This is a genomic window from Pseudomonas cichorii, from assembly GCF_019719005.1.
In the GTDB taxonomy this organism is placed as follows: domain Bacteria; phylum Pseudomonadota; class Gammaproteobacteria; order Pseudomonadales; family Pseudomonadaceae; genus Aquipseudomonas; species Aquipseudomonas cichorii_E.
Window position 1 is genome coordinate 37257 of sequence record NZ_JAIGPJ010000041.1, and the last position, 11485, is coordinate 48741.

Genomic DNA, 11485 nt, shown 5'->3' on the forward strand with positions numbered 1-11485 from the left:
CTCTTGCTCTGCTGAGTGAAACTTCCGAGAAAGCCACGCCCTATTGCGTGCCGGAATCGGCCTCTCTAGGCTCTGTTCGCTGCTTCAATTACCTTCGAGTTGCCCATGCCCGACATCAAACCGTTCATCGTCAACGAAGCCCTCAGCCAGCAGGATGGACTCAATATCGCGTCCGACTTGCTGCGTTGCATCATTGCCACCGCCAATGAAGCCAGTGACGGTCATAACCATGACCTGACGATCTCGATCCTGCACCTGGCGCAAATGGCCAAGGCAATGGTCGACCGCTCACTGGATTCGATAGTGGCTTGAGCCTTCACTCCTTGCGTCGATACCCTTCAACTATCGCTGAAAAATCCTTGTTGCCATCACCCCGCAGACTCATCGCCTGATAAAGCTGCTGGGCCAGGGCACCAAGGATCACAGGCTGATGCGCTGCCTTGGCGGCTTCGGTTGCCAGGCCCAGATCCTTGAGCATCAGCTCTGCGCCAAAACCGCCGGTGTAGCCTCGCGAAGCAGGCGCGGTTTCCACGATGCCCGGCCAGGGATTGTAGAACTCTGAACTCCAGCAACGCCCGGTCGAAGTGTTGATGATTGCGGCCAGCACCTGAGGATCGATCCCCAGGGAATTGCCCAGGGCCATGGATTCGGAAATGCCGATCATGGAAATGGCCAGCAGCATGTTGTTGCAGATCTTGGCAATCTGCCCGGTCCCCACATCCCCGCAATGCACGATGTTACGGCCCATCTGCTCCAGCACCGGCTTGAGCACGGCAAAGTGTTCAGACGTTCCTCCCGCCATGAAGGTCAGTGTCCCGGCCTGAGCGCCAGCCGTTCCGCCAGAGACTGGCGCATCACTGACAACCACGCCTTGTTTCGCGGCAATGGCCGATATCTCACGAATGGTCTGTGGATCGATGGTGCTGCAATCCACGGCAGACACACCGGCAGCAATGCCTTCCAGCACGCCGTCCTCATCCAGATAAACGCTGCGCACATGGACTGCGGCAGGCAGCATGGTGATGACCAGTTCACTGCCCTGAGCAGCATGCTTCGGGGTTTCGCGAATGCTTGCGCCCAGGGCGGCAAGCTCCGCCAGCACGGTCTTGTTCAGGTCACATACCTGCAACTGGTGACCGGCCTTGATCAGGTTACGCGCCATAGGCGCTCCCATATTGCCCAGGCCGATAAATGCGATTTTCATTGTTGTTCTCCGTGGCAGATTGGCGTGTGAGAGGTCAGCTCGCAATACATAGAGTTTCGAGTATAGAAGAGCCCTGCCACGGGTAGCCGTGGAGCCTGCCGCGTCAATCAAATACGGGTGAAAACGGATTTATCCACAGAAGCGATGGTCGATATCGCTGTCCCGCCCAAGAACTCAACTGCACCAGCGCCTTCCGAGGAAAAAGCAATGAATCACGTCGCAATGTGGAAGTCCTGGCTACTGGCTTGCTGCCTGTTGCTCAGCAGTTGCTCCAATATCGAAGTCGGCCAGTACCGTAACGAGAAACCCGAGCTGGATCTGCCTGCTTTTTTCTCGCAGCCGGTAAAGGCCTGGGGCATGTTTCAGAAGCGTTCGGGTGAGGTGGTCAAACGCTTTACTGTGACCATCGAAGGCCGTAAACAAGGCGAGCAGTTGATTCTCGACGAACACTTTGTCTACAGCGACGGTACGCTGCAACGCCGGGTCTGGACCCTGACACCAGACGGTCCGGGGCGCTGGAAAGGAACCGCTGGCGATGTCATCGGCGAGGCCATTGGCGAAGTGGCAGGCAATGCACTGCGCTGGCGCTACACCCTCAACCTGGAGGTCGATGGCAAGTTCTACCCGGTGCAGTTCGACGACTGGATGTACCTGATGGACGAGGACACGCTGATCAATCGCTCGTTCATGTCGAAGTTCGGGGTCGAGCTGGGGCAAGTGACGCTTTTCTTCAGACGCGGTGCCGACAATCACTGAGTCGGCAGGCGTCCTCTGACAGTTTCGCTAAAGCCCCAGCATCAACCCGCTCAGACGCTTGACCTTGCGGCGCAGCGCCTCCTCGAATACGCCCTGGCGTGGCTCGATCAGGCTGAACCAGTGTTTGGCCCGGGTGATACCGGTGTAGATCAGCTCCTTGGTCAGCACCGGGTTAAGGGCTTCGGGCAGGATCAGGGCGGTGTGAGCGAACTCAGAGCCCTGTGATTTGTGCACGGTCATGGCGTACACGGTCTCCACATCATTGAGCCGGCTGGGCAGCACGAAGCGCACACCGTCGCTGCCGTCATTACGCGGGAAGGCCACGCGCAGTACCTGCTTCCCTGAGCCATCGCGCTCCGGCAGGTTCAAGGCGATACCGATGTCGCCGTTCATGAGGCCAAGGCCGTAATCGTTGTGGGTCATCAGAACCGGGCGACCTTCGTACCACAGTTGGTCCTTTTCGATCAGGCCTGCGCCAGCCAAGGCTTGAGTGATGCGCTGGTTCAAGCCCTCGACGCCCCAAGGCCCTTTGCGCACGGCACACAGCAACTGGAACGCATCGAAGGCCTGTAAAACGGCACGCGCCCAGCGGGTCCAGCATTCGTCCTCAAGCGCTGCTCCCTCGGCAGGCCGCTGCCCGTCCAGCACGCCCAGGTAATGGCGATAACCCTGCGGGCCGTCGCCATGGCCATCGAGTAACAGACGCTCAAGACGCTGATCCTGCTCGCCCTTGAGGGCCAGGCTGAACAGGTCCTTGTGACTGCGAGCCGCCAGCAGCCCGCGTGCTTCATGGTCCTGTTGCTGGTTGACCAGCCGTGACAACTGGCCGATACCACTGCCCTGCCCGAAACGCCGCGAGTGACGCAACATCACCACTTGCTGCGCGAGAGGATGCTGTTGGGCATCGCCTTGTTGCAGCGCGCTCCTGCTCAAATCCTCGCCGCTGATCGACTCCAGCCAGGCCTGAGTCTGCGGGCTGTAGAAACCCTGCTCCGCATCGCGACACAGGTCCCCAAGCACGGCGCCCGCTTCCACAGACGCCAGTTGATCCTTGTCGCCCAGCAGCACCATGCGTGCATCGGGCGGCAATGCATCCAGCAGGTTGGCCATCATTTCCAGGTCGATCATCGAGGCTTCATCGACCACCAGCACATCCAGCGGCAATGGATTACCTGCGTGATGACGGAAGTGTCGCGTTCCCGGACGACTGCCCAGCAGACGATGCACGGTGGTGACTTCACTGGGTATTTTCTGCCGCACGCCATCACTGACGTCCAGGCTTTGCACTTGCTGACTGATGGACTCGGTCAACCGCGCTGCCGCCTTGCCGGTGGGTGCCGCCAGACGAATGCGCAGCGGCTGACCGCTTTGCACGGCGGGCGCTTGCAGCAAGGCCAGCAAGCGCACGACAGTCGTGGTCTTGCCGGTGCCCGGCCCGCCAGTGATGATGCTGAAGCCTCGGCGAGTGGCCAGGGCGCAGGCCAGTTTCTGCCAGTCGATCACGGCGCCTGGCGCAGTACTGGCTGCGCCGAACAGAGCGTCAAGACGCTGGGCCAGATCCTGTGGCGCGCTTTCCGGCTGAGCCAGCCGTTGACGCAAGGCCGCTGCGATGCGGCGCTCATACGTCCAGTAACGGCGCAGGTACAGACGTCGGTCAGATAACACCAACGGCTTTTGCAGAGCTGCCGGGCTCACGTCTTCGGCCAATGCGACCAAAGGACTGCCAGCCAGAGCCTGACACCATGTTGCGCCATCCAGCCCTTTGAGCAGTTGTGAGGGCAACATTACCGGTACGCTCTGCATGTCGCCTTCCGGTGGCAGTGACAGAGCGAAATCCGGCTCCTTGAGGGTTTCATACAGATCCAGGCATACGTGCCCGTGACCCAGTTGATGGCTGCTCAAGGCTGCCGCCAGCAATACCCGGGAATCGGCGTGCGGGTCGAGTTCCCCAAGAAAGGCCACGAAGGCCCGGTCCAGCGCCCGCAACCAGCCACGCTCCACCCAGCGGTCGAGCAACAGCAGCAAATCGTCGACCCGGCTCAGCGGGTTCAGATGGGTCAGGCTCTCGGCATCCAGTTGCGCGGGCAAGAGTTCGGCAAACGTGCGGCTCATGCGAACGCTCCAGGCTGGGCGGTGGACAGGGGTTGGCCCTGGAACAGCAGGTCCAGGCTCTCGATCAGTTCACGGGGCGGTCGGGTGAAGTAAACGCCTTGAGTGGACGCGCGGCTGCCGCGCAGGAACAGGTACACCGCGCCGCCCATGTGCTGGTCGTAATCGTAATCGGCCAGCCGCGCCTTGAGCTGGCGATGCAGCGCCAGCAGGTAGAGGACGTATTGCAGGTCGTAACGGTTTTCGAGAATGGCCGCTTCCATGGACTGCTCGGTGTAGAACGTCTCGTCGCCGCCCAGCCAGTTGGATTTGTAGTCCGCCACGTAATAGCGCCCTTCATGCTCGAACGTCAGGTCGATGAAGCCTTTGAACATGCCATTGAGCGAAGTGGTCTGGGTCACCAGTCGCGGCGCATTGCCGTGGGTGTAATGACGCACGAGTTCATCCATCTGGGTCACGTTGACCTGGCTGCTGGCAAACCAGAACTCCATTTCAACCCGGTACTGATTGGGTTGATCCAGTTGTCCCAGAGCGACCGGCGTCACGTCATTGCCCAAGTGCAAAGGCATGTTGAGCAGGTGTGTCAGCCAGCCGGTCAGGGTGTTGATCCAGCCTTCCCAGCCTCGTCGGTTGCAGCGGCGGGCAATGGCGTCGCTCAGCAGTTCGGGGTCATGAGCTACGGCGGCAAAACCTTCGTTGCCTGCCCACTCCAGCAGACCATGCAAAAAGGTGCCGGGGTTGGGGCCACGGGGGAAACGGTGGATATCGTCACCCGCAGCCAGCACCTCGCGAGGCGCTTGCGGGTCCAGGCGTTCGTCGTCGAACAGCTTCTGCGCTTGCGGACTGTCGGGAGACGCATCGCCGCTCGTGGTCACGGTGTCGCCGATACGCAGAGCACTGTAGGAGGCGATCCACCAGTTTTCAGCGGCTCGGCGCTTGGGCATCAATGCCTTGACGAGCTTTGCCTCATTGCGTGGCGGGCTGAAGGTGTCGGCGGTGGGCTCGGGAACCGGTTGCAAGGCAATGCTTTCGCAGCCCTTGCTCAGATCCCGCAGCCACACTTGCAGATCGGCCGACTCGCCCAGCGCCACACCGCCGCCCAGCAAGTAACCCAGCGCAGAGCGGTGCAGCATGGAGCTGTTGAGGTTGCCGCGCTTGAGGTCGGCGACACCCAGCCAGCAAGCGTGCTCAGAGCGGGTCAGGGCGACATAGAGCAAGCGCAGGTCTTCGGCCAGACGCTCGTTGTCAGACAGCTCGATCAGTTCGTCCGTGGGTTGCAGGCTGATCTGCGCATGGCCTTCGGCATCGTGGAACTGCAAAGGCAAGCGGCTGCCATCCACCGGTTTGGTGGAGCAAATGAACGGCAGAAACACCAGCGGATATTGCAGGCCCTTGGACTTGTGAATGGTCACGACCTTGACCAGTTGCTCGTCGCTTTCCAGGCGCAATATCTGCTCTTCGGCGGCCTGACCGGACAACGCCAGTTGCTCGCCCAGATGCCGGATCAAGGCCTGTTCGCCATCCAGCTCGGCGGCGGCCTGTTGCAGCAATTCGGACAAATGCAGCAGGTTGGTCAGCACTCGCTCGCCATCGTTACGAGCGATCAGTGTCTGGGTCAAGGCAAAGTCATGCAGCAGACGGCGCAGCATCGGCAGCACACCCTGATGACGCCACAGGCTACGATAGCCGCGGAACTGCATGACGCGCTGTTCCCAGGCCAGTTCGTCCTGATTCAGGCGTTCCAGTTCGGCCAGCGGCAGGTTCAGCGTGATGCAGGCCAGCGCAGCGCGCAGGATGCGTTCGGCGTCGGGTTCGGCACAGGCCTTGAGCCAGGCCAATAGATCATGGGCTTCCTGCGCCGCGAACACCGAATCCTTGTCGGAGAGGTAGACGCTGCGCACGTTACGGACCGCCAACTCATTACGCACAGCCTGGGCTTCCTTGCCATCACGCACCAGAATCGCGATGTCGGCAGGCAGCAAGCCGCGCAGCGCTTTATCAGGTGCCGCAAAGCCGGTCTGACCTTGTTGCCCGCCCTTGAGCAGGCGCACGATTTCACTGGCGCAACTGGCCGCCAGTTGCTGGCGATAAACCGTGCCGGACACCGGCTGGTCGCTTGGCAGATGCCAGACCGTCAGGGCAGCGAGTGGTGCGCCATCGACCTGCAGGGTTTCCTTGCGGCCCTGGGCCAGCGCCTTGGTAAACGGCACCGGGTTCTTGTCGCCCTCGCGAAACAGAAACGCGCCACGCCCTTCGGCACGTTGCTCGGCCTGATAGAAGATGTGGTTGGCAGACTCGACCATGGCATGACTGGAGCGGTAGTTGGTGTCCAGGGTGTGCCAGCGCCCGGCGGTGGCACTGCGGGCGCGCAGGTAGGTATAGATGTCAGCGCCACGGAAGGCATAGATCGCCTGTTTGGGGTCGCCGATCAGGAACAGGCCGGTCTGTTCGTCGTTCTCTTCAAGGCGATAAATGCTCTCGAAGATCCGGTACTGCACCGGGTCGGTATCCTGGAACTCATCGATAAGCGCGACAGGAAATTGCTCACGAATCAGCGTCGCCAGACGCTCCCCGCCTGCACCTTGCAGGGCGGCATCGAGCCTGAGCAGCATATCGTCAAAACCCATTTCGGCACGACGACGCTTTTCTTCTTCAAAGCGGGCACTGACCCACTGCGCAGCGTGTTGCAGCACAGCGGCATCGGGTTTGGGAAGTGCGTCGATGGCCGCTTTCAGTTCGAGCATGGCCTCCAGAGCCGGGTGCGACGGTGGGTCGCTTTTCCAGGCTTCGGCAATGCCATCCGGGGTCAGGCGGGTGAAGCCGGTGCCAAGCTCCAGCACTTCCTGGGTTTCATCGGCGGCCCAGGCCTTGAGCTTTTCAAACCAGGGCGCAAAGTAGCGCTCCTGCATCTTGCGGCCATCGACGATCTTGCGTTTGACGCCGTCCTGACAAATCGCATGCAGCTCGTTGGCCCAATCGGTCCAGGGCGATTTCAGCGTTTGCAGCGCTTCGCGGCGCTGTTGCAGGGACGCCAGAATCAGCTCGGCCGGCTCTTGAGTCACCTGACTGCGCTCGCGGCCAAAAAGGCCCCTGATACGTGGCAGCAAGGCGGCCGGACCACCCCATTTATCCCGCACCCAGTCCAGGGCATCGCCACTCATGGGATAGCAGAAACGCCGCCAGTAATCGCGCAGCACTTCGCCCAGCAGATCACTGTGATCGGTTTCCAGGCTCTGGGTGAACAGGCTTCCGCTGTCGAAAGCGTGCTCGCGCAACATGCGCTGACACCAACTGTGAATCGTCGAGACAGCCGCCTCGTCCATCCATTGCGCAGCGATATCCAGACGGTTGGAGCAGCCCGGCCATTGTTCGGCGCTGAACTGGGCACGCAAGTCGGCGATCAGGTCGTCGGGCGCGGCGATTTCGTCACGAAAGAAACGGGCGGCTTCGGCCAGACGGGTACGAATCCGGTCGCGCAGTTCCTTGGTCGCGGCATCGGTAAAGGTCACCACCAGAATCTGCGGTGGCAGCAGCTCGCGGCCAAACCCTGAGGTTTCATCCCCGTGGCCAAGTACCAGACGCAGGTACAACGCCGAGATGGTGAAAGTCTTGCCAGTACCGGCGCTGGCTTCGATCAACTGGCTGCCACGAAGTGGAAAGCGCAGTGCCAGAGGAACGGTGTGTTCTTGCAAGGTACTCATGCGCTGGCCTCCCCGCCGGACAGAGACTGCCAGGGTGCTTCGTAAATCGGTTTGTAGAGTGCTTCGCACCAGCCGACGAACTCTTCACTTTCCATCAACGCATTGAAGTCCGGGAACTGCCGGGCCAGCGCGGTGCTTTCGCCGAGTTCGCCATTACTGGTCACGCCATCGCCCTCATAGGTCTTGCGTGCAGCGGCTTCGGCCTTGTCCAGTGGTTGCCCCAGCCAGGCAAAGGCGGTCTTGACCGCTACCGGCAAAGGTTGCTGCATGCCGAACATCCAAGTGGTCAGCAGGTCGTTGAGGATTGCGCTGGCAGCGTCTTTGTCCAGCGGGGCCAGCATGAGCGTGTCATCGGTGGCCACCAACGCTGTATTGAGCGGCAAGCCGCACGCGCTGGCGACCAGATGAGTGACCCATGGACGAATCAGCCGGTGCCATTTGCGGGTTCGTTTCGAGCCAATGCCATTGGGAATGACCGTTACGGTCAGCAACTGGTTTTGCCCATTACTGTGCAGACCGCCCAGCCAGCCTTCGAGGCTCACATCGTTGTGGGCAAAGCTTACCGGCAAGGCGCTGCTCAACGGTTCAGGCCACAGGGTCAGCAACGCCTGATAGCGCTCAAGCACATCCGGCAATGGCTCGATCAGCTCAGCCTGAAGGCGAGTGCCGAATCCGGCCATGGGCAGCAGACCGCTACTTTGCAGCTTGATTGCCTGAGCCTGCAAAGCTGCCTCGATATCGTCTGGATTGGCCATGGCAGCGGCCAGCAGGCTTTCACTCAGGCTGTAACGCTCAAGGGCGTTGAGCACAAAAGGTTCTTCGTCAGGCACCGGCGCTTCGGCGGTCTCGAAGTAGATCTTCAAACGCTGACTGAAAAAGTGCTTTACCGGGCTCCTCAGGAAGTCCTGCAACTGCGCAATCGTCAGGGGTTCATCCTGCTCGTGAGGCGGCAAGACAGCAGCGCTGATCGGTGCCGGTTTGTCTTCATGCAGCAGCCGCCATTCCTGGGCAAAACTGAAATAGCCGGTGCCGGCATGGAAATAACTGGCACTGAAAGGTTGCAGCGGATGATGCAGGGTCAAGGCATCGAGCAGACGTTCGCCGGGGTCTTGGTTGCTGTCAGGCTCATCGTCGGAGGCGAGCTTCCAGCCGCTGGCCAGATGGTCGCGTAACTGACCGATCAACACCGAAGCCGGGCGATCGCTGTTGTCACGAATGCTGTGGCCGACCCAACTGATATAGAGCTGGTCCCGTGCCGAGAGCAATGCTTCAAGCAGCAGGTAACGATCGTCTTCACGCCGCGAACGGTCCCCGGGGCGGTAGTCGCTGCCCATCAGGTCGAAGTCCAGTGGTGGCTGAGCGCGAGGGTAATCGCCGTCGTTCATGCCCAGCAGACAGACCACTTTGAAAGGAATCGCACGCATGGGCATCAGGGTGCAGAAGTTGACCGAGCCCGCCAGGAAGCGCTGGGACAGACGCCCTTTGTCCAGGCCGGCCAGCCAGGCCTCACGTACGACAGTAAGTGGCAACTCATCGAACAGATCGACTGTCTCACAGGTCTTCAGCCAGGTTTCCCGAAGCGTCTCAAGCTGACCCAGCAGGTAATCGTCATGTTCGCTTTCGGCCTGGAAAAACACCTGTACCAGAGCTTGCAAGCGTATTCCCCATTGCTCGGGGGTCGCAGGCAGGGACAGTTCGGCGTGGGCAACCTGCAATGCGTCGATCAAGGCAACCAGTGGGCCGATCAGTGCAGCATCCAGCCCGCCGATTTCGTCATAGGGTTCGATACCTTCATAAGCTTCGCCTGCTCCGACGGCATAGCCCAGCAGCATTCGACGCAGGCCGAAGTACCAGCTGTTCTGTTCCAGCTCGTCGGGCAATCCCAGGCCGGCACGCTGTTGTGCATTCAACCCCCAGCGCACCCCGGCACCTTCGATCCAGCGGTGCAGGGTCGGCAAGTCATGCTCCTGAATCTTGAAACGTGCCCGCAAGGCTGGGACGTCGAGCAAGTCGAGGATTTCGCTGACCGGAAAGCGGCTGTCGGGGAGCTTCAACAGATGCTCGACCGCAATCAGCAGTGGCTCGCGGCCACGTTGGCCCTGGTCGGCCAGGGTGAAGGGAATGAAGCGCTGATCATAAGAATCGATCTGCCCGAAGACGGCACGAATGTGTGGGGCATAACTGTCGATGTCCGGGACCATGACAATCACATCTCGCGGCCGCAGGTTCGGGTCCCGGCTGAAACGTGCCAGTAGCTGATCGTGCAGCACCTCGACTTCACGCTGGGCACTGTGGGCTACGTGAAAGCGGATCGAGCGATCCTTCAGGGAGTCGACAGCGGGCCAGTGTTCGCGGGTCTCGTCGAGAGGCCGGAGTTCAAGGATGTCATCCTGCAATTGGTTGAGCAGGGTTGTCGGCTCGCTCTCGCTGAACAGGTCGATGCGCTCATCCTTGAAAGAGGAGCGGTAGCTGTTGGGTTCGTCATGACTGTCGAGCAGGTTGATGTAGTCACGGCCTTGCTTGCCCCAGGCGGCGAGCAGGGGATGGGCGTGCTGGTGCAAAGCCTCCGGATCAAGCGCTATTGGCATGCCGTTCTTGCGCGCCTGACGTTTGTATTGATGGCGGAGCAGATCCTTGTCGGCAACGATATCAGCCCAATGATGGCGGCAAGGGTTATGCACACAGAGCAGCACCTGGCTGAACTTCGATAATCCGGCGAGGGCTTCCAGCGCTTGTGCGGGCAGGGACGAGATTCCAAAAACGATAACCCGTGCTGGCAGGCCTTGCGGTGCTTCATCGAGGGTGCCAATACGCTTCAGAAAACGCTGGTGAACACCTGCCCGGCTCTGCGCCATGCCTTCGGTTCCAACATCCTCAAGCAAAGCGCGCCACAATTCGGCTTGCCAGCAATTGGCGGCACTCAGCGGCTTGGCTTCCCCTCGAACATTTAGCAGTTGATGGCGGCCTTGCGCCCAGTCTTGCAACCAGTCGGCCCGGTACACCTGGTATTGGTCGAACAGGTCAGCCAATCGCTCGGACAACTGGTAGCGCTTGCGCAGGTCAGTATCGTCAGTGAGGAAGCGCTGCAACGGCTCGAAATGGGGCTGGTTGATCAGTTGCGGCAGGAGGCGCATCAGGCGCCATGTCAGCGGAGCCTTGTCGAGCAAGGAGACTTCCGGGATTTCATTGCGGCCCAGTACAGAGCGATACAACTGCCACATGAAACTGCCGGGCAGTTGAACATCTATCGCTGCAGCAATGCCACAGCCACCTTGATCTTCATCCTGGGCATCTTCGGCCAGGGCCAGCTTGAGCCATTGGGCGATGCCGTTGCTTTGCACCAGAGCAATTTCGTTTTCCAGAGGAGCAAGGGGATAGCGTCGCATCCAGGAGACAACCAGACTGCGCAGTTCATCGGGGCGGTTGCCATGAACCACCATGAAGCCGGCGCTCAGAGAGGTTGTGACGGACATGTATGCTTCCTTGACTCGAACGAGTAAAACCTGAAGCCAAACCATAAGGGCAAGCGACCGGGATTGCCATAAGCAATCCACCACATTTGATGTGGCAAGCCAGCAGACAAAAGGTTGGGACCAGAAAGACAAAACCCCCACCTGCGTGTGCAGATGGGGGTTTCGGAATTTAATCTTGACGATGACCTACTCTCACATGGGGAAACCCCACACTACCATCGGCGATGCATCGTTTCACTGCT

The 11485-nt window shown here is 60.3% G+C and carries 6 protein-coding genes; 2 read left to right on the forward strand and 4 right to left on the reverse strand.

Annotated elements, in window-relative coordinates:
- Positions 1–105 precede the first annotated feature (105 nt).
- A complete protein-coding gene (locus K5D32_RS22515) occupies positions 106–312 on the forward strand; it encodes a DUF6124 family protein (RefSeq protein ID WP_095068145.1) in 207 nt (68 codons plus the stop codon).
- A gap of 4 nt (positions 313–316) precedes the next feature.
- Here the strand turns inward: K5D32_RS22515 and mmsB are convergent, their stop codons facing one another.
- Positions 317–1204, reverse strand: a complete 888-nt coding sequence (mmsB, locus tag K5D32_RS22520; RefSeq protein ID WP_221601871.1) for a 3-hydroxyisobutyrate dehydrogenase — start codon at positions 1202–1204, stop codon at positions 317–319.
- A 222-nt stretch (positions 1205–1426) separates the two neighbouring features.
- Between mmsB and K5D32_RS22525 the strand changes: the two genes are divergently transcribed.
- The gene (locus K5D32_RS22525) at positions 1427–1960 is read left to right on the forward strand and encodes a DUF3833 domain-containing protein (RefSeq protein ID WP_095068147.1); all 534 of its coding nucleotides are present in this window, start codon (positions 1427–1429) and stop codon (positions 1958–1960) included.
- Positions 1961–1987: 27 nt separating this feature from the next.
- Here the strand turns inward: K5D32_RS22525 and recD are convergent, their stop codons facing one another.
- From recD to recC, 3 genes are read right to left on the reverse strand one after another with little or no spacing between them, the layout of a single operon-like run.
- Complete coding sequence (gene recD / locus K5D32_RS22530) at positions 1988–4072, reverse strand: exodeoxyribonuclease V subunit alpha (protein WP_221601872.1); 2085 nt, start codon at positions 4070–4072, stop codon at positions 1988–1990.
- Positions 4069–7770: an exodeoxyribonuclease V subunit beta gene (gene recB, locus K5D32_RS22535; protein WP_409372889.1), complete on the reverse strand. Its 3702-nt coding sequence runs from the start codon at positions 7768–7770 to the stop codon at positions 4069–4071. The genes recD and recB overlap by 4 nt, the downstream gene beginning before the upstream one ends.
- On the reverse strand, positions 7767–11243 hold the full coding sequence (gene recC / locus K5D32_RS22540) for an exodeoxyribonuclease V subunit gamma (protein WP_221601873.1): 3477 nt from the start codon (positions 11241–11243) through the stop codon (positions 7767–7769). Before recC ends, recB begins: the two co-directional genes overlap by 4 nt.
- Between the last annotated feature and the right edge of the window lie 242 nt (positions 11244–11485).

Coding starts and splice junctions, on each gene's coding strand:
- K5D32_RS22525 (WP_095068147.1), top strand. CDS start 1,427: ATGTGGAAGTCCTGGCTACTGGCTTGCTGCCTGTTGCTCAGCAGTTGC.
- mmsB (WP_221601871.1), bottom strand. CDS start 1,204: ATGAAAATCGCATTTATCGGCCTGGGCAATATGGGAGCGCCTATGGCG.
- recB (WP_409372889.1), bottom strand. CDS start 7,770: ATGAGTACCTTGCAAGAACACACCGTTCCTCTGGCACTGCGCTTTCCA.
- K5D32_RS22515 (WP_095068145.1), top strand. CDS start 106: ATGCCCGACATCAAACCGTTCATCGTCAACGAAGCCCTCAGCCAGCAG.
- recD (WP_221601872.1), bottom strand. CDS start 4,072: ATGAGCCGCACGTTTGCCGAACTCTTGCCCGCGCAACTGGATGCCGAG.
- recC (WP_221601873.1), bottom strand. CDS start 11,243: ATGTCCGTCACAACCTCTCTGAGCGCCGGCTTCATGGTGGTTCATGGC.